Here is a 16,060-nt window from a genome sequence, read left to right on the forward strand (position 1 = left end):
GGGAACGGCCGGCGCGCGGGCGCGGCTAGGATTGCAGTCTATGACAGTGAGAACACCCCGCGAACTGGTGCTGGAGTACGTGGCCGCGGTCGGCCGCCAGGCCCCCGTGGACGAGCTGGCCGCCTTCCTGACGGACGATTTCCACCTGCTGGAATGGCCCAACGCCCTCACCCCGGAGCGCTCGATGCGGAACCGCACCCAGGTGCTGAAGGGGCTTGAGCAGTCCCACCTGGTGGTGGGAGAGCAGGAGCACACGGTCCGGCGGGTCGTGGCCGACGGTGACACCGTGGTGGTCGAACTCGACTGGGAGGCCACCTCACGCATGGATCTGCCGCACTGGTCCGTCGGGGACCGGATGAAGGCCCGCATCCTGTCCGTCTTCACCGTGCGCGACGGGCTGATCGCCGCTCTGGACAGCTTCGACAGCTACGAGACTCAGGGCTGAGAAGCCCCTGGGGCCGAGAGCGTCTGGATGAGCCGGAGGAACGACTCACCGTCCGGGCTGAGACTCGTCCGTGCCGGCCATACCGCCCGCAAGGACCGGGCGAGGCGCAGGCCGGGTGTCCGGACCTCCACCAGCCGTCCGGTGCTGAGTTCGGCCGCCACGGCCAGGCGGCTGACGACGCCGGGGCCCAGGCCGGCCACGACGCTCGCCACGAGGGCGGCGTTGCTCCCCACTTCCAGGTACGACGGCAGGGAGCCGCCGGGCGCGAGTCTGGCGAGAGCCTGGTCCGTGACCTGCCGTGTCCCGGAACCCTCCTCCCGCACCACGAGGGTGGCGGACAGCAACTCGGCGGCGTCAACCTGCTGTGCCGCGGCCCACGAATGCGAGGGTGGCACCACCAGGAGCAGGTCGTCGCGCATGACGTCCAGGTAGCGGTGCCCGGTCCGCACCGTCGGTCCCTCCACGAAGCCCAGCTCTGCGGTTCCCTCCTGCAGGCGGCCGAACACGGACGCCGAGTTGCCGACGTCGAGCGTGATGGTCAGGCTGGGAAGCTGCTGGCGCGCGGTGGCCAGCCAGGCGGGCATGAGGTGCTCCGCCACTGTGAGACTGGCGCAGACGCGGAGCGTGCCCCGTTCCTCCGCGAGCGCCTCCACGGCGTGCCCTAGCTGCGCCGCGGCGGCCAGGACCTCGGAGGCCAGTCCGGCGAGCACCAGGCCCCGGTCCGTGAGGCGGCTGCCGCGGGGAGAGCGCACCACCAGGGGGAATCGGGCGCTGCGCTCCATCGACTCCAGAAGGCGTGACGCGTTCGGCTGGGCCAGGCTGAGCGTCCGGGCGGCCTCCCCGATGCTCCCGGAGCGCGCCAGGGCGTCGAGGAGCCGGAAGTGCCGGAGATCCCAGTCGTGAATGCTCATATCACCATGATATGAGTCCATGCTGAATCAGCGTCTACTGGGAGACCGCCGGACTTGAAAGCATGGCTTCATGCCCACTTCGCGTCAACTCCCCGGCCTGATCATCGCATTGAGCGTCGCGCTTCTGACCTGCCTCCTCGCGGTGGCCGTTCCCCAGCTGAGTGCCCTTCTGGTGGCCATGGTGGCAGGCGTGGCGGTCCGCAATCTCGGGCTGCTGAAGGGCCAGCATGATGCGGGGATGGCCTATGCGGCGCGGGTCCCGCTGCGGGCCGGCATCGTCCTTCTGGGCCTCCAGCTCTCCATCCCGATGCTCCTGTCGCTTGGCTGGGGCGTGCCTGTGCTGGCGATGGTGGTGGTGACGGTGGGAATCATCGGCACCGTTGGTCTGGGACGGCTGCTGGGTGTGGAGCGGCGCCAGGCGCTGCTGATCGCCTGTGGCTTCTCGATCTGCGGTGCCGCCGCGGTGGCCGGGGTGGAGTCCACGGTCGAGGCTGACGAGAAGGAGACCGTGACGGCGGTGGCTCTGGTGGTGCTGTTCGGCACGCTCATGATCCCTGTGCTTCCCATGCTCGCCGGTTTCCTGGTTATCTCCGAACACACGGCGGCGCTCTGGGCCGGGGCGTCGGTGCACGAGATCGGCCAGGTGGTGGCCATCGGAGGGATCCTCGGCGGGTCCTCCCTGGGACTGGCGGTCACCATGAAGCTGGCCCGCGTCCTCATGCTCGCCCCCGTCACGGCCATCCTCTCCCTGACCGGCGCCCGCCGGGGTGGCGAGCTGACGGCTGCGTCCGCGGAGGCCGGAACAGCCAAGCGCCCGCCCGTGGTGCCGCTCTTCCTGCTCGGGTTCCTGGCCGCCGTCGTGCTGCGCAGTGTGGTGCCGATGCCGCAGGACCTCCTTCAGCTCGCCTCTCTGCTGCAGCAGTTCCTGCTGGCCGCCGCCATGTTCGCGCTCGGCGCCGGCGTGCACGTCAAGAGCCTGCTGTCCCGTGGCGGCCGCCTGCTGGCGCTGGCTGTGGGGTCCACCGTGCTGGTGGGCGCTGTGGGCCTGGCCGGCGCTACGCTCATCGGCTGACGTCAGCCACCGAGGACCTGGCGCAGATGCCGTGCGATCGCAGCGTCCGCCTCCGCCTCGGACGGCAGGGCCTCAGCCCAGAGCCCCCGCTGCAACAGTCCTTCCAGGAAGGACACCAGATCCTCCGCCGCGACGGCGGGATCCGGGGCGCCGAGATCCTCGAACAGCCGTGCTGCCGCCGGGACGGAGAAGAGGCTGTGTGCGAGAGCCCGCCGGACGTCCTGGTCGAGGCCCGGCTCGCCCAGCAACGCGGCGCGCGCCAAGGCCTGGTTCCTCCGCGGGCCGAGTAGCTCCAGCAGCTGGCCCGACACCAGCCGGGCTGCCGCGTCGTGGGCCGGCAATCCGGCTGGCCGGGGTGCGGAGAGTGCCCTGGACAGGTGCTGCCGGGAGTCCTCCGCCAGCCATGCGGCGGTGGCCATCAGGAGAGCGTGGCGAGTCCTGAAGTAGTACGAGGTGGAGCCGAGGGCCAGGCCGAGCCTTCGGTCGATCCCGTGGTGGGTCAGGCTCCGAAGGCCTCCATCGGCCAGAATCTCGATCGCGGCCCGGCAGATCAGTGTTCTGCGGTCGTCCATGACCCTCCTCCCTCTATAGATGTAGAGTACCGGCATGCGGACACTGTGGACCAGGCCGGTGAAGGCGGCGCCTCGGGTGACTCTGGGGCGGTTACTGGGCGCGGCCGAGGACGACGGGATCACTCTGGACGGGCAGCAGCTGTCCATCGCCCGGGCGCTCTGCGGCTCGAACACGGAGTCCGTGTACCTGTGGGGAGGCGTCGGCCGGGGCAAGACCTGGCTCATGGATGCCTACTTCGGTTTGCTGCCCTCGGCGAGCACGCGCCGTCGTCATTTCCATGCGTTCCTGGACGATGTCCACCACGCGCTGAATGCGCGTGCGGGCCGCTCTGCGGAGGCTCTTGACTCCCTGTCCGAGGGGCTGGATGTGCTGCTGCTGGACGAGTTCCACCTCCACGACGTGGCTGACGCCCATCTGATGAACCGCTGGTTGCCTCGGGCCCTGGAATGCGGTCTCAGGGTGCTGGCCACCTCGAACTACCCACCTGAGGCTCTGCTGCCTGATCCGCTGTTCCAGCACGTGGCCGAACCGGTCATCGCCACACTCGCCTCACGGTTCACCGTCCTGGAACTCACCGGCGGTCCCGACTACCGCGCGGAGACGACACAGAGGCGGAGCGATGGATGGGGTCCAGGAGCCACCACGCCGCAGGTGTTGCGGAGTATCGCGTTGCCGTTGGGCGGTGGACGGTCCCTCTCCGCGGGCGAAGGCGTTGAGGGCGAGTTGATCACGACGTTCCGCGAACTGTGCGAGGCGCCTCTCTCCGTGGCGGACTACCGCGCCGTGGCGGCCCACTATGGGAGTTGGGCCATTGGGGACGTCCCGGGCCTCGAGTCCGTGGGGCGCGAGCCATTGCAGCGCTTCGCCCTGTTGGTGGACGTCCTCTGCGATGAGCGCGTCGACGTCTGTTTCATCTCGCAGGCTGCGCGCCCGCAGGCGGGCACGCTGGTGGCCCGGCTGAGGGACAGCGATCGTATGACGAGCAGGCTCGCCATGCTGGCGGGCAGGCCCTTCGCTTCATCTTCAGTGAATACATAGAATTCACAAGCGTTCACCGTTAGGCTCGCGCTCATGAACAACCCCTTCCGGCCCACCGCCGGCGCCACCCCTCCCGAACTCATCGGACGGGAGGGCCTGCTGGATGAGTTCGTGTACGGGCTGCGGCTCGGCTCGGGTGCACCGGGCCTGCTGACCATCTTCACGGGTGTCCGTGGTGTGGGGAAGACGGTCATGCTCGGGGCTGCCGAGGATGCCGCGCTCGCATCCGGCTGGGCCGTGATCTCGGAGACGGCCACGCCCGGATTCGTGGCGCGGATCGGGGAGCACATGCGCCGTCTGGCGCAGGAACTGGGGGAGGGGCGTGCGAGCCGGCGAGTGACCGCTCTGTCGGTGGCCGGTTTCGGCATCACCACCCAGCTCGCTCCCGAGGAGCAGGTCCAGTGGCGTGACCAGGCGATCGCGCTCCTGGCCCTTCTGTCGCGGCAGGGCACGGGGCTGATCCTGACGGTGGATGAGATCCATGCCGCCAACCGGGGAGAGCTGGCGCTCCTGGCCGCCGACGTCCAGCACCTCATCCGCGAGGGCCTGCCGATCGGCCTGATGTTCGCAGGCCTTCCATCCGCCGTCTCCGACCTCCTCAACGAAGGCGTGGCGACCTTCTTGCGCCGCGCCGACCGAATCGACCTGCACGCGGCGGCGGTCGACGACGTCGCGCGCTCTTTGCGCGAGACGCTCGCCGAGGGCGGCTGGCGGCTCACCCCGGAGCGGGCACGGCGCGCCGCCGACGCCACAGGCGGCTACCCGTTCCTGATCCAGCTGGTGGGCTACTTCCTGTGGAAGGAGGCCGAGGTGGGTGAGCTGGACGACGACGCCGTAGGACGCGCCGTGCTCGCCGCGCGCCGTCGTCATGACCGGACGGTGATCGAGGCGGCGCTCGCGTCCGTCTCGGCACGCGACCGGGAGTTCCTGGAGGCGATGGCCGAGGATGACGGGGGAGTCTCCGCCAGCGGGGACATCGGTGACCGGCTCGGCATGCGGGCCAGTGCGGTGGGGAACTACCGGACCCGGTTGATCGACGCCGGACTGGTGGAGCCGGCCGGGCACGGGAAGCTCCGCTACGCGATCCCGGGCATGGGGGACTACTTCCGGACCCGGTGACCCGGCCGGTTCAGCGCAGGACCCGGGCCGCCTCGTGCCGCAAGGCCGCTGCGACGGTGCTCAGGGCCGTGGACGCGACGGACCACTGCTGCCAGTGCAGTTCCACGTCCACGGGATGGCGCCGGTCCAGGACCACCAGGCGGCCGGCGGCAAGCCCGTCCTCCGCCTGGATGTCCGGGAGCATGGACCAGCCAAGGCCCAGCTCGGTGGCCTTGACGAACTCCGCGCTGGACGGGATGTGGGTGCACGGTGGTTCCGGTCTGCCGTCAGGAAACCAGGCGTCCAGGAACCGGTGCTGCATGGTGTCCTTGCGGTTGAAGTTGAGCATCGGGGCCCAGGCGAGGGAGTCGGCTGTGAGCCCGTCCGGGAATCAGCGGTCACGGAACGCCGGGCTCGCCATGGCGTGATAGCGCATGACGCCGAGCGGAGTGACCCGGCACCCGGGCACTGGGCTGGTGTCGGAGGTGATGGCGGCCATGGCCACGCCTTCGCGGAGCCAGGAGGTGGTGTGGTCCTGGTCGTCCACCAGGAGATCGAAGCTGACCTCATGCACCTGTGCGAGCGCGGGCAGGACCCAGGTGGCGAGCGAGTCCGCATTGACCACCAGGGGAACCCGGGCGCCGCTCGATGCTTCCAGACCGAGCTCCACTGAGGTCTCCTGCTCCAGCAGCGCGATCTGGCGGGCCAGGCGCAGGACGGTGCGCCCCGGCGCGGTGGGCGCGGCGGGTTTGGTGCGCAGGAGCAGGACCATGCCGAGCTGCTGCTCGAGAGCCTTGATCCGCTGGCTGACGGCGGAGGGGGTCACGTGGAGCGCCGCTGCGGCCGCATCGAAGGTGCCATGTTCGACGACGGCGCTCAGCGCGCGCAGTTGCTCCGGGTGGGCGATCACCTTAGCAAGTCTAATGGTGCTTCAGAATGTATAGCTTCCCTTAGATGGAGCGCCTGGATAGCGTTTCATCCGTGATTCTCAGTGTTCTTCCCATCTTCCTCGCCGGCCTGGGTGCCGGACTGTCCCTCATCATCGCCATCGGCGCCCAGAACGCGTTCGTCCTGCGGCAGGGGCTGGCGCGAGAACACGTGGCACCGGTGGTGCTGCTGTGCATGGCGAGCGATGCAGTGCTGATCTTGGCGGGGATCAGCGGCATCGGGGTGGCGATCAATGCGGCGCCCTGGATTCTTCAGGTGGCCAAATGGGCCGGTGCGGCATTCCTTCTGGTGTACGCGTTCATGGCGGCGCGGCGGGTCATGAGCAAGGACGCGCTGGTGTCTGCTGAGGGTTCCTCCGGTGCGGGGCTCTGGGCGACACTGGCCACGGTTGCGGCCCTCACCTGGCTCAACCCTCACGTGTACCTGGACACGGTCCTGCTGCTCGGTTCACTTGGGGCCGCGCATGGCGACGGGCGGTGGGCGTTCGGCGCAGGGGCTGCGCTCGGGAGCGTCCTGTGGTTCAGCCTGCTGGGATTCGGGGCACGTTTTTTGGCGCCGGTCTTCGCCAGGCCGTGGGCGTGGCGCCTGCTGGACGGTGCGATCGCCGTGACGATGGTCCTCATCGCCGCCCAGCTGGTGCTGAGCACCTGAACGGCGGGGCGATGTCAGGTGTGCACGAACTCCACGTGATGGATGCCGGCACGCGGTGGAGTCTACCCACGGTGTCCCTGGCGGTCCTCACCGGCGATCCACACCGCTGAGGACCACCAGGTCCTCATCAGGCTCCCTGCGTCAGATCCGCCACGGCGAAGCTCCACAGCTCAGCACCGGTGCCGACGGGGCGTTGGCGCGGTGCGTCGTCGCCCTCGGGCTTCCGGTGGCCGTGCCCGAAGGAGGCGGAGGCCTTCCAGGCTTCGAAGCTCTCTTCGTCGGCCCAGCGGGTGATGACCAGCCAGACGTTCCGGCCGTCGGTCGGCTGCAGGAGCTCGAAACCTTCGAAGCCGGGCTGGCCATCCACCGCGCCTGCGCGGGCGGCGAAGCGCTTGGCGAGTTCGTCGCCGGAGTCGGCGGGAACGGTGATGGCGTTGATCTTGATGACACTCATGACCCCTATTCTCACCCCTCAGATCATTGCTCCAGGTCAGCAGTGTGTTTCCTGACCGTTAACCGGATGGTTGCGCGGAGGCCGCCATGAGTTGGGTCCGGAGGAACCACATCTGGGTACCGTCACCGCTTGGCATCATCACACCGCACCGGGGACGCCACCCCACCACCGAGAGGCACTTCCTATGAGCAATGACCGTCCGGAATCGAATGGACTCTCCCGCCGCAATCTGTTCCGCGCCACCGGCGGGTCCGCGGCCGCCGTCGCGATTGTCGGCCTGGGTGAAGGCGCGGCGCAGGCCACAGCCACGCAAACCGCCAACGTCGCCGGGCTGAAGGCCGTGGGCCCGCACGCCTTCACCGCCCGAACGGTCGGAGCGGAGATCCGCGGCGCGGTCTCCGGCCCCATCCGCATCCTCCCGCTGAACCGCGCCAAGTTCCTGGCGGGTGCCCGCTTCGACCTTCGGGTCGAAGCGTCCCGAGTGGACCCGGCCACCGCCCGCATTGAGATCTCCGTCTCCGGTCCCAAGGGCCCCGCCGCCATTCTCGCCGGCGAGCCGGTCCGGACGAGCAACGCCGCGGACAGTCTTGAGGTCACCTACCGGCAGCTGTCCTACCCGTACGACGGCGACTTCACCGTCCGCGTGCGCGTCACCTCTGGCGGGAACACCACGGAGTTCTCCGTCCAGCATGAGGTGGTGCTCGCGAAGACCCAGGGACGCAAGGCGCGCAACGTCATCTTCTTCCTGGGCGATGGCATGGGCCAGGGCGCCATCACCGGCGCCCGCATCCTGTCCAAGGGCATCACGGAAGGCAAGTACAACGGCCTGCTGGAGATGGACCAGATGGAGGCGCGCGGCATCATCAGCACCTCCGGCTCGGACTCGATCGCCACGGACTCCGCCAACTCCATGCACGCTTACATGACCGGTCACAAGTCAGCCGTGAACGCACTGGGTGTCTACGAGTCCAACGCCACGGACGTCAACAAGCACCCCCGCGTGGAGACCATGGCGGAGCTGCTCAAGCGCAGCAAGGACATGGCGATCGGGGTCGTGACCACCGCGGAGATCCAGGACGCAACCCCGGCGGCCGTCATGGCCCACACCCGCCGCCGCAGCGAGTACATCGAGATCATGGACCAGATCCTGGACCCCGTCCGCACCCCGGACGTCCTCATGGGCGGCGGCATGGCCTACCTGATCCCGCAGAGCCAGAAGGGTTCCAAGCGCAAGGACGAGCGGAACCTGATCAACGAGTTCCGCACCAAGGGTTTCGCCGTGGCCACCAACGCCACCGAACTCCAGCAGGCCGTGAAGGGACGAGCACCGGAGAAGCTCCTGGGCCAGTTCCAGATGAGCCACCTGAACGTGTACCTGGACCGCGCCGTCCTGAAGGACCCGAAGGTCCTGGGTGACTGGAAGGACCAGCCCAAGCTCACGGACATGACGGCCGCGGCGCTGAAGGTCCTGTCGAAGAAGCCCAACGGCTTCTTCCTCATGGTGGAGGGCGCCTCGATCGACAAGCAGGAACACCCCATGGACGGCCCCCGGGCCCTCTATGACACCATCGAGTTCGACCAGGCTATCGGTCTGGCGAAGAAGTGGGCCGCCGAGAACGGCGAGGAGACCCTGATCGTGGTCTGCGCGGACCACAACCACTCCATGAGCATCGTCGGCACACACGACCGTCGCAAGGACCAGGACCGTCCCGCCAACGGCGTGTACGGCGAGGCCGGCTTCCCCACATACACGGACGGCAATGGAGACGGCTTTCCGGACGACCCCAACCCGGAAATCGGCCTCTTCTTCGGCTGGAACAACCACCCGGACCACACGGACCACTTCCTGCCGAACCCGGTCCCGGTGCAGCCGTCCCTCCTGGACGCCTCCGGCAAGGCCGTTCCCAACCCGGCCCATCAGCCGGGCGGTGAGTTGCAGCAGGGCAACCTGCCATACACGGAGACCAACTGCGTGCACTGCGTGGATGACGTCGCCCTCGTGGCATCCGGCCCCGGCTCGGCGGACTTCAATCGCTTCCACGACAACACCGAGGTGTTCTTCAGCGTGGTCAACGCCCTCGGCCTGAAGGTTCCCACCGCCCGCCAGGGCGGCAAGGCGCAGGACAGCCAGGCGGGCAACGCACAGAAGTGACACCCAGTGGGTGGCCGGGTGATCCCCAGCCACCCACTGCCGTGCCCGGCGCCCTCCCGGCGTCCTATGCGGACGTGGGGAGGGCGCCGTCGTGCGTGGGCTTCACCTGCAGCTGAAGGCGCAGCCGCGGCGTGGTGAGCAGTTCACCCGTGACGGTCACGCACAGCGCATCGATGTCCCAGCGCGAGCAGGCCGCCTCGAGCGTGCGGTGGCCGCCCGCCATGATCGCGGTGGCCAGGACGTCCGCGGTGACGATATCCGGTGCCAGCACCGACACCTGGCTGAACGGCGTGCGGCCGGAAGCACTCCAGATGTGACTCCCGCGCTCGGACACTCCCGAGGTCGCCAGGGCTCGTTGCCCGGGCAGCAGCTCGATACCCGCGAGGACCTTGGAGCGGTCCTCCGGATCCACGATGCCCACCTTCCACGGGGCTCCGTAGTTGTGGCCGCCCACCAGGACATCACCGCCGGCGTTCAGCAGCCAGTCGTGAAGACCTGTCTGCTTCAGGATGTTCCCTGCTCCTTCGATCGCCTCCGCTTTCACGATTCCGGCGAGATCCAGGATGCCGTCCGGGCTCCGCACGCTGAAGGCACCCGCCGTGGCCTCTTCCCATCCGAGTGCGCGGTGGAGGGTGGCCCGGAACTCGGGCCCTGCGGTGAGGGAGCTCAGATCTCCCCGGGCCACGCGGCTCAGCTCGGAGTCGGCGCGGTAAGAGCTGAAGCGTGCGTCGCGGGAGGTGAACTCCTCCCGGACGGCGCGTTCCAGGGACGCGGGAAGCTCCGGTCCCGGCCGCAGAACGCTGATCACGGTGCCCATCGAGGTGAACACGAGACGTGCCATGTGTCCTCACCCTGCTTGATCCAGGGCCGCCTGAAGCGAGGTCAGGTAGCCCTCAGAGGTGTAGGTAGCGCCGGAGACGGTGTCCACCGACGCGGATTGAGCGGTCAGGACCTCCTGGCGGAGGATCGGGGCCGCATAGTTGCTGATCTGTACCGACCGTCCCTCCCGGTCGGTCAGCTGCAGGGCCGTCACATCCGTGATCTTGCCCTGAGACAGGGTCACCTGCACCTGCACGTTGCCGTACTGGGTGCTCACGACACTTCCAGTGTAGGTGCCTGAAGCCTTGCCGGCAGAGGCGGTCGACGACGGCGCGGGGCTCGCGCCGCCGGTGGAACCTGAGCCGGCCGAGCCGGAGGTACCGGAGGAAGCGGTACCGCTGCCCGGCGTCGTCGTCCCCGTGGTCGTCGCGGCAGCCGCGACGTGGACGGCCTTCGGGGCACCGCTGAGGCTCCAGGCACCGATGAGGATCGCTGCGGAGGAGAACACACCGCCCAGAACTGCTCGCGTTCTCATGAGTCGAACCTCTCGAGGTGGATCTGATGGTCTTCCAGTCCAAGGGCCTTCGCCTCCTGCGCTACGAGCTCGGCCCAGGGGCCAGGGCCGCAGATGTACAGATCGGAGTGCAGAATTCGCGGGAAGACCGACTGGAGGGACACCCCGCGCCGGACGGCATCCGCGGAGAGCCAGGAAGACGTGGCGCGGGAACGCGGACCGACATCCGCGAAGGCGGTGCCGCCGTGCCATTCGCACAGCGTGTGCAGCTCCTCCCAGAGGTAGAGCTGGGATTCGTCGGAGGCGCGCACCAGCAACGCGGTCTCCCCACCCGAATGGCGGGAATCCTCCAGCAGCGCTCGCAGCGGGGTGACTCCGATACCGGCGCCGACGAGGGCGAGGTTCGGAGCGGAGCGGGCGTGGCGTGAGAACAGCCCGTACGGGCCTTCGAACCAGACGCGCGTTCCCCGCCTCAGCCCGGCGAGCCCGGCCGTCCCGCTCCCGGCGCCCCGGACGGTGATCCGCAGCAGATCGCCGTGGGGCATCGCGGAGAAGGACAAGGGGTGGGAATGCCACCAATTGCGGGCCGACCAGAATCGCCAGGTGGCGTACTGCCCGCCGGCGATGCCGAGCCGCCCGAGCTCGCGGCCGCGGAGGTGGATCGAGATGACGTCCGGGGCCAGCCGTTCGACCGAGACCACGCGGAAGTCGTGGCGCAGTGACAGGAGCAGCGGCTTCGCGAAGCGGTACCAGGCGGCGGCACCATAGGCGAGGAGGTAGAGGGCGATCCAGTAGATCCGCTCCACCGTGCCGGCTGCGAGGACTCCGCCGTAGCTGAGTTCGTGGGGGAGTGCGAGGAGCACTGCGGCGTAGCTGAGAAGGTGGATCAGATGCCAGGCCTCATACGGGAACTTCCTGCGCACCGCCACGAGGGAGGTCACGACGACGGCGAGCAGCAGTGCCAGCGCCAGGTACGCGAGGATCATGTCACGGTTGGAGAGGAAGGCGGCGGTCTCTCCGACGACGTCGAGGCCGTCCGTCGCGGCGTATCCGAGGGTGAGGAGCGCGGCATGCGCCAGGATGAGGTACAGGACCGGCTTTCCGAGGCGCCGGTGCCAGCCGATGGCCACGTCCTGCCCCACCGCCCGGTCCAGCCAGGGGATGCGGGCGGCCAGCAGGAGCATGATGAGGATGAGATTGGTTCCGGCCAGGCCGGCGATGATGCCCAGGGCGGTGACGGCGTCAGCCTTGCTGTGGATCTGGGAGACCCCGCCGCTGAGCAGATAGAGGGCTACGGCGCCAGCCGTCGACGCCCAGCAGAGAACGACGGCGAGATCCGCGGCGAACAGGCGCCGCCGGAGCGCAGAGCGGTAGTCCTCGGACGGCGCGGAGGCGGCCTCCGGGAGGCTCCACCCCCGTTCCGCGATGCCGGTGTTCATGATCGTTCTCCTGGGGCCGGGCGGCCGGCCGGCGAATGACCGCCGGCCGCTGTCTCATGCCTTCCATGGTGGTCCCGGGAACTATGCGGTGGCTGTGAAGCGGCTTTCCTCCGCCGGAGCGGTCAGGAGACTTCGAGGACCGTCCCCTTGGTGAGAGCGATCAGGCCGTCGAACGTGAGTGGCATGACCGTGTGGGGAGTGCCCGCAGCGGTCCAGACCTGTTCGTAGTCGCCGAGGGAGGAGTCCACAACAGTCGAAATCGGGCGCGGGTGGCCCACCGGCGCCACTCCGCCGATCGCCTGACCGGTGATGGAGCGAACTTCTTTCGCATTGGCCATGCGGACTTCGATCGCTCCGATCGCGGTGGCGAGGGTGGGGAGGTCCACGCGGTGCCGTCCGCTCGTCATGACCAGCACGGGGTCGCCGTCCGCGATGAAGAGGAGGCTGCTCGCAATCGCACCGACCTCGCAGCCGAGCAGTCGCGCCGCATCGACCGCGGTGTGGGCGGAGTCCGAGAGCTCGCGGACTCTGGTGTCCAGACCGGCGTCCAGGACATTTCGGAGGACGATCTGGCTGCGTTCAGGCAGTTCGGAGGTATCCACGGGGTTCCTTCCAGACGAGACGTCGGCTGCTGCGGGTCCCGTCAGGAGCCTTCGAGAACCGTCTTCGCCTTGCTGAGACCGGCGACCTCGGAGTCCATGGTCTTCTGCACCATGCCGGCCATCACCACAGCCTTCAGGCCGCCAAGTTCGGCAGAGAGGGAGAACGTGACCCGTGCGCCGCCGTCAGTGGATTCCACCCGGTATTCGCCGCGTGGCCGCACGGGCCCCGCGATGCCTTCGAAGCCGACGCGGTTCGGCGGGTCGTAGGCGGTGACGCGGACATCGGCCGGGATGGCCCTGCCGCCAGGACCCGAGACGGTCTGACGGTATTCGACACCGACGGCGAGGTCGCCCTGCCGCTCAATGGACTGGACCCCGGTGCGCCACTTCGGGTCGTTCTCGGCGTCGGCGAAGAACACGAAGACCTCCTCGACGGGCTTGGCGATCACGATGCTGTTGCTGGCGCTGACGGTTTTCGACATGAAACCAATCCAACAGGGCAGGACGGTGCGTGGCAAGAGTCCTGGGCAGTACCCTCCGCCGGGCGTTCTCAGACCGCCAGGATCGGCTCTCCTCGGTGGCGGGCCGCTTGCAGCACCATGGCGCGGAAGCGTTCAGTCATGGGCGGGAGGGCGTCGAGGGGGAACCATGCGACGTCGCTGGACTCGTCGTCAGCAGGGTGCGCGAAGCCGCTCACGTAAGGACATCGGAAGACGATCTCCAGGTATTGTGCCTGGTCTCCGTTGACGTGCACCACGGGAGGTGTCACGCCGAAGGTGACCAGGGAGCCCAGCTCGCACGTCACTCCGGTTTCTTCGAGGACTTCCCTGAGCGCCGCCGTCGTCGGCAGCTCGCCGGGGTCCATGATCCCGGTGACGGGCGTCCAGCGGCCGTTGTCCGAGCGCTTCACCAGCAGGACTTCGGCATCGCGGACGACGACGGCGGTGACACCGGCCAGCCAGAGCGGATCGTGTCCGATCTTCTCGCGGAGGCGGAGGATGAAGTCGGGGATCGGCATGACTTCACGGTATCGCGTGGCGGGGGCGGCGGTCCCTTGTGGCGCGAGCGGGGGACTGTCAGACTGGGCGGCTATGGAGCACATTGCCCGGGTTGAGCTGCGCGGAGCAGCACGTGAGGTGGTGGTCTTCCTCGAAGGCGTCAGCGACGTCGCCGCCGTCACCGTGCTCGCCGAACGCGCGGGAGTTGACCTCGCGCGTGTGGAACTGGTCAGTCTCGACGGGGTCACCAACATGCGGAAAGCCCTGACCGAGTGTGTCCTGGAACGTCCGGACGCCGGGACGTTCGGCCTGTGCGACGGCGGTGAAGTCCGATTTGTGATGAAGGCGCTGCACGCCGTGGGCCATCCGGTGGCCGACGTCGGTGAGTTGCCGGAATTCGGATTCTTCGTCTGCCGGGCCGACCTTGAGGACGAACTGATCCGCGCCCTCGGCCCTGACAGGGTGCTTGGCGTGATCGACCGGCTGGGCCTGCGCGTGAAGCTTGACACCCTGCAGCAGCAGCCGGCGTGGTCCAGCCGGCCGCTGGCGGAGCAACTGCACCGCTTCTGCGGAGTCGCGTCGGGCCGCAAGGAACTGCTGGCAAGGGAACTGGCTCGCGAACTCGCCGAGGACGAAGTGCCGGAACCCTTGAGGATGCTGGTGGCGCGGCTTCCGAGGTGACGCCGGTCCGGGGGAGTGGGGCCGTCAGGGGATCTGCTGCATGGCGGGATAGCGGCCCGAGCGGAGTGCACGGGCTTTGGCCTTGGTGGCTTCCTCTTCGCGGTTCTTCGGAGGCGTGGTGGCGACCAGTCCGTCCAGGAGGTGCTGGGTGATGTGTGCGATGTCATGGACCGCCTGATCGAACGCCGGCTGATTGGCCTTGGACGGCTTGGTGGTTCCGGCGATCTTACGGACGTATTGCAGGGCTGCGGCAAGCACCTCATCCGAGGTGGCGGCCGGTTCGAAGTTGTGGAGTGTGTGGATGTTGCGGCACATGATCCGACGATACGCCGACGCGGCCTCCACTGGGCTCACTCGAGACGGGCGAACGGTGCGGCATAGCGGAAGCGGCCGCGAGCGCCGTCATCGGCCGGGAGCAGGCGGACCTGGAAGAAGTCCTCCCACTCCGGCTCCGGGGCGGCGATGCCATGCCGGCTTGCAGGCTCCCAGCCGCGTTGGCCGTAGAAACCCGGGTCGCCGAGGAGGGCGATGAGACGCTCGTCTTCGCCGGTCGCGGCTTTGACGACTTCCTTCAGGAGACGAGAGCCGATGCCGTGCCCCTGGTGATCGGGGCTGACGGCCAGCGGTCCGAGGCCGAGCACCGGGATGTCCGGCGAGCCCGGGTCTTCGGGAGCGAGCCAGGCCCGGGTGCACAGCACGTGACCCACCACCGAACCATCGAGCTCGGCGACGAGGGCCAGCTCAGGCAGATATCCGGCGTCACTGCGGAGCCATTCGACCAGGACGGCTTCGCCGGGATCCCCGGTGGCGTCCAGCGGCGGAGCGGCGTGGCCGGCGCCGCGGAACGCTGCCGCCACCACGGCTCGCACCGCCGCGTAGTCGCTGGGACGCTCTGGTCTGACTGTCATCGTCTGACGTACATGGTCCGGTCCGGAAGCGTTCATGGTGCGAGCCTACGCCGCCGGGAGCCTGTTCAGGATTCCGTGAGCGACGCTTCCGGATCGTCCAGCTCCGCGACGAGCTTGGTGAGGCGAAGTGCCACCAGCTTGCCCAGTTCCACCCGGATCTCGTCGTTCTCGGCCTCGGGGGAGTGCGTCACCCTGCGCCGGAGTGCCGCCAGCATGTCGTCATTGGTCAGTCCGGTCGCGTAGATGAGGACGACGTGGCCGAACTTCGCCTCGTAGGCGTCCTGGGCCTCGTTGAGCTCCTGCAGCGCCTCCTCGTCCCGGTCCATGCGGGCGGATTCCTGCTTGGCCCAGCGCAATCGCCGGCCGCTGAAGCCGTCGTGGCGGGTTCCCAGGCGCCTCAGTCCCACGTGGGATGCGACCACATTGTCGTCGCTGAGCGCGGTTACAGCAGACTGAGCCTTCGTGATCAGGTCGTCGAAGTCGGCAAACGGTCTCTGGCGTTCGACGTCGACGGCCCAGTCTTCCACGGGAAGATGGCACAGTTCCGGCAGGACCTTGATGAACTCGTCATGGGAAAGTTCGTTGAGCCGCTGGACTCCAAGGGATCCGATCGATGTGTTCACAGCAGTTTCCTTTCATGGCCGGAATCCCTGACGTCCAGGTTCACGAAGCGTCTCATGCGGTCCGAAGGAAATCCATACTTTCGTCAGACGTCTTAGGAATATGACGTCCGCTCGACTCGCGTGCCTCCAGCAAA

General features: G+C 68.3%; 20 protein-coding genes and 1 pseudogene. 7 read left to right on the forward strand and 14 right to left on the reverse strand.

All coding sequences use genetic code 11. From position 1 onward, the window contains the following. Positions 1-40: 40 nt before the first annotated feature. Entirely contained in the window at positions 41-445 is a 405-nt protein-coding gene (locus Q9R02_RS02220; RefSeq protein ID WP_305994996.1) for a nuclear transport factor 2 family protein, read from the forward strand. Here Q9R02_RS02220 and Q9R02_RS02225 read toward each other — a convergent pair. Continuing rightward, positions 436-1,356, reverse strand: a complete 921-nt coding sequence (locus tag Q9R02_RS02225; protein ID WP_305994997.1) for a LysR family transcriptional regulator — start codon at positions 1,354-1,356, stop codon at positions 436-438. The genes Q9R02_RS02220 and Q9R02_RS02225 overlap by 10 nt on opposite strands. Before the next feature lie 70 nt (positions 1,357-1,426). Here Q9R02_RS02225 and Q9R02_RS02230 point away from each other — a divergent pair, with 70 nt between their 5' ends. Then, positions 1,427-2,428: a YeiH family protein gene (locus Q9R02_RS02230; RefSeq protein ID WP_305994998.1), complete on the forward strand. Its 1,002-nt coding sequence runs from the start codon at positions 1,427-1,429 to the stop codon at positions 2,426-2,428. Between the two features lie 2 nt (positions 2,429-2,430). Here Q9R02_RS02230 and Q9R02_RS02235 read toward each other — a convergent pair whose 3' ends face one another. Further along, positions 2,431-3,000: a TetR/AcrR family transcriptional regulator gene (locus tag Q9R02_RS02235; protein WP_305994999.1), complete on the reverse strand. Its 570-nt coding sequence runs from the start codon at positions 2,998-3,000 to the stop codon at positions 2,431-2,433. A gap of 34 nt (positions 3,001-3,034) precedes the next feature. On the opposite strand from Q9R02_RS02235, the gene zapE reads away from it, so the two are divergent. Both zapE and Q9R02_RS02245 read left to right on the forward strand, forming a co-directional pair. After that, the gene (gene zapE / locus Q9R02_RS02240; protein WP_305995000.1) at positions 3,035-4,039 is read left to right on the forward strand and encodes a cell division protein ZapE; all 1,005 of its coding nucleotides are present in this window, start codon (positions 3,035-3,037) and stop codon (positions 4,037-4,039) included. A 33-nt stretch (positions 4,040-4,072) separates the two neighbouring features. After that, complete coding sequence (locus Q9R02_RS02245) at positions 4,073-5,158, forward strand: ATP-binding protein (RefSeq protein WP_305995001.1); 1,086 nt, start codon at positions 4,073-4,075, stop codon at positions 5,156-5,158. Positions 5,159-5,168: 10 nt separating this feature from the next. On the opposite strand, the pseudogene Q9R02_RS16460 reads toward Q9R02_RS02245, so the two are convergent. Together Q9R02_RS16460 and Q9R02_RS16465 are read right to left on the reverse strand one after the other, a co-directional pair. After that, a pseudogene (locus Q9R02_RS16460) lies at positions 5,169-5,504 on the reverse strand (LysR substrate-binding domain-containing protein); the annotation flags it as partial. Between the two features lie 24 nt (positions 5,505-5,528). Beyond that, positions 5,529-6,047 (reverse strand): ArgP/LysG family DNA-binding transcriptional regulator, encoded by a 519-nt coding sequence (locus Q9R02_RS16465; RefSeq protein WP_342006869.1) that lies wholly within the window; start codon positions 6,045-6,047, stop codon positions 5,529-5,531. 71 nt (positions 6,048-6,118) lie between these two features. Between Q9R02_RS16465 and Q9R02_RS02255 the strand changes: the two genes are divergently transcribed. Next, positions 6,119-6,736: a LysE/ArgO family amino acid transporter gene (locus tag Q9R02_RS02255; RefSeq protein ID WP_305995002.1), complete on the forward strand. Its 618-nt coding sequence runs from the start codon at positions 6,119-6,121 to the stop codon at positions 6,734-6,736. Positions 6,737-6,863: 127 nt separating this feature from the next. Here Q9R02_RS02255 and Q9R02_RS02260 read toward each other — a convergent pair whose 3' ends face one another. Then, positions 6,864-7,190, reverse strand: a complete 327-nt coding sequence (locus Q9R02_RS02260; RefSeq protein ID WP_305995003.1) for an antibiotic biosynthesis monooxygenase family protein — start codon at positions 7,188-7,190, stop codon at positions 6,864-6,866. A 184-nt stretch (positions 7,191-7,374) separates the two neighbouring features. Between Q9R02_RS02260 and Q9R02_RS02265 the strand changes: the two genes are divergently transcribed. Beyond that, on the forward strand, positions 7,375-9,342 hold the full coding sequence (locus tag Q9R02_RS02265; RefSeq protein WP_305995004.1) for an alkaline phosphatase: 1,968 nt from the start codon (positions 7,375-7,377) through the stop codon (positions 9,340-9,342). Positions 9,343-9,406: 64 nt separating this feature from the next. Here Q9R02_RS02265 and Q9R02_RS02270 read toward each other — a convergent pair whose 3' ends face one another. The 6 genes from Q9R02_RS02270 to Q9R02_RS02295 all read right to left on the reverse strand — a co-directional run bounded on the left by Q9R02_RS02270 (position 9,407) and on the right by Q9R02_RS02295 (position 13,734). Beyond that, positions 9,407-10,183, reverse strand: coding sequence for an FAD:protein FMN transferase (locus Q9R02_RS02270; protein ID WP_305995005.1), 777 nt, complete (start codon positions 10,181-10,183; stop codon positions 9,407-9,409). Between the two features lie 6 nt (positions 10,184-10,189). Then, positions 10,190-10,696: an FMN-binding protein gene (locus Q9R02_RS02275; RefSeq protein ID WP_305995006.1), complete on the reverse strand. Its 507-nt coding sequence runs from the start codon at positions 10,694-10,696 to the stop codon at positions 10,190-10,192. After that, positions 10,693-12,114: a ferredoxin reductase family protein gene (locus Q9R02_RS02280; RefSeq protein ID WP_305995007.1), complete on the reverse strand. Its 1,422-nt coding sequence runs from the start codon at positions 12,112-12,114 to the stop codon at positions 10,693-10,695. Before Q9R02_RS02280 ends, Q9R02_RS02275 begins: the two co-directional genes overlap by 4 nt. Before the next feature lie 122 nt (positions 12,115-12,236). Further along, positions 12,237-12,716 carry a YbaK/EbsC family protein gene (locus tag Q9R02_RS02285; protein ID WP_305995008.1) on the reverse strand — a complete coding sequence of 160 codons (480 nt, stop codon included), beginning with the start codon at positions 12,714-12,716 and terminating at the stop codon, positions 12,237-12,239. Between the two features lie 41 nt (positions 12,717-12,757). After that, complete coding sequence (locus tag Q9R02_RS02290) at positions 12,758-13,198, reverse strand: SRPBCC family protein (RefSeq protein ID WP_305995009.1); 441 nt, start codon at positions 13,196-13,198, stop codon at positions 12,758-12,760. 68 nt (positions 13,199-13,266) lie between these two features. Beyond that, positions 13,267-13,734, reverse strand: a complete 468-nt coding sequence (locus Q9R02_RS02295; protein WP_305995010.1) for an NUDIX hydrolase — start codon at positions 13,732-13,734, stop codon at positions 13,267-13,269. A gap of 73 nt (positions 13,735-13,807) precedes the next feature. On the opposite strand from Q9R02_RS02295, the gene Q9R02_RS02300 reads away from it, so the two are divergent. After that, positions 13,808-14,395: a hypothetical protein gene (locus Q9R02_RS02300; RefSeq protein ID WP_305995011.1), complete on the forward strand. Its 588-nt coding sequence runs from the start codon at positions 13,808-13,810 to the stop codon at positions 14,393-14,395. A gap of 24 nt (positions 14,396-14,419) precedes the next feature. On the opposite strand, the gene Q9R02_RS02305 is transcribed toward Q9R02_RS02300, so the two are convergent. The 3 genes from Q9R02_RS02305 to Q9R02_RS02315 form a co-directional block, all read right to left on the reverse strand. Then, a complete protein-coding gene (locus Q9R02_RS02305) occupies positions 14,420-14,710 on the reverse strand; it encodes a DUF2277 domain-containing protein (RefSeq protein ID WP_305995012.1) in 291 nt (96 codons plus the stop codon). A 35-nt stretch (positions 14,711-14,745) separates the two neighbouring features. Further along, a complete protein-coding gene (locus tag Q9R02_RS02310; protein WP_305995013.1) occupies positions 14,746-15,303 on the reverse strand; it encodes a GNAT family N-acetyltransferase in 558 nt (185 codons plus the stop codon). Positions 15,304-15,368: 65 nt separating this feature from the next. After that, the gene (locus Q9R02_RS02315; RefSeq protein WP_305995014.1) at positions 15,369-15,926 is read right to left on the reverse strand and encodes a 2-oxo-4-hydroxy-4-carboxy-5-ureidoimidazoline decarboxylase; all 558 of its coding nucleotides are present in this window, start codon (positions 15,924-15,926) and stop codon (positions 15,369-15,371) included. Between the last annotated feature and the right edge of the window lie 134 nt (positions 15,927-16,060).

The sequence above is a fragment of the Arthrobacter horti genome (genome assembly GCF_030731045.1).
In the GTDB taxonomy this organism is placed as follows: Bacteria; Actinomycetota; Actinomycetes; order Actinomycetales; family Micrococcaceae; genus Arthrobacter_E; species Arthrobacter_E nanjingensis.

What these genes read in the sequence shown, in the direction of transcription:
- Q9R02_RS02220 (WP_305994996.1), top strand. Translation starts at nt 41, where the DNA reads ATGACAGTGAGAACACCCCGCGAACTGGTGCTGGAGTACGTGGCCGCG.
- Q9R02_RS02225 (WP_305994997.1), bottom strand. Translation starts at nt 1,356, where the DNA reads ATGAGCATTCACGACTGGGATCTCCGGCACTTCCGGCTCCTCGACGCC.
- Q9R02_RS02230 (WP_305994998.1), top strand. Translation starts at nt 1,427, where the DNA reads ATGCCCACTTCGCGTCAACTCCCCGGCCTGATCATCGCATTGAGCGTC.
- Q9R02_RS02235 (WP_305994999.1), bottom strand. Translation starts at nt 3,000, where the DNA reads ATGGACGACCGCAGAACACTGATCTGCCGGGCCGCGATCGAGATTCTG.
- zapE (WP_305995000.1), top strand. Translation starts at nt 3,035, where the DNA reads ATGCGGACACTGTGGACCAGGCCGGTGAAGGCGGCGCCTCGGGTGACT.
- Q9R02_RS02245 (WP_305995001.1), top strand. Translation starts at nt 4,073, where the DNA reads ATGAACAACCCCTTCCGGCCCACCGCCGGCGCCACCCCTCCCGAACTC.
- Q9R02_RS02260 (WP_305995003.1), bottom strand. Translation starts at nt 7,190, where the DNA reads ATGAGTGTCATCAAGATCAACGCCATCACCGTTCCCGCCGACTCCGGC.
- Q9R02_RS02265 (WP_305995004.1), top strand. Translation starts at nt 7,375, where the DNA reads ATGAGCAATGACCGTCCGGAATCGAATGGACTCTCCCGCCGCAATCTG.
- Q9R02_RS02270 (WP_305995005.1), bottom strand. Translation starts at nt 10,183, where the DNA reads ATGGCACGTCTCGTGTTCACCTCGATGGGCACCGTGATCAGCGTTCTG.
- Q9R02_RS02275 (WP_305995006.1), bottom strand. Translation starts at nt 10,696, where the DNA reads ATGAGAACGCGAGCAGTTCTGGGCGGTGTGTTCTCCTCCGCAGCGATC.
- Q9R02_RS02280 (WP_305995007.1), bottom strand. Translation starts at nt 12,114, where the DNA reads ATGAACACCGGCATCGCGGAACGGGGGTGGAGCCTCCCGGAGGCCGCC.
- Q9R02_RS02290 (WP_305995009.1), bottom strand. Translation starts at nt 13,198, where the DNA reads ATGTCGAAAACCGTCAGCGCCAGCAACAGCATCGTGATCGCCAAGCCC.
- Q9R02_RS02295 (WP_305995010.1), bottom strand. Translation starts at nt 13,734, where the DNA reads ATGCCGATCCCCGACTTCATCCTCCGCCTCCGCGAGAAGATCGGACAC.
- Q9R02_RS02300 (WP_305995011.1), top strand. Translation starts at nt 13,808, where the DNA reads ATGGAGCACATTGCCCGGGTTGAGCTGCGCGGAGCAGCACGTGAGGTG.
- Q9R02_RS02305 (WP_305995012.1), bottom strand. Translation starts at nt 14,710, where the DNA reads ATGTGCCGCAACATCCACACACTCCACAACTTCGAACCGGCCGCCACC.
- Q9R02_RS02310 (WP_305995013.1), bottom strand. Translation starts at nt 15,303, where the DNA reads ATGACAGTCAGACCAGAGCGTCCCAGCGACTACGCGGCGGTGCGAGCC.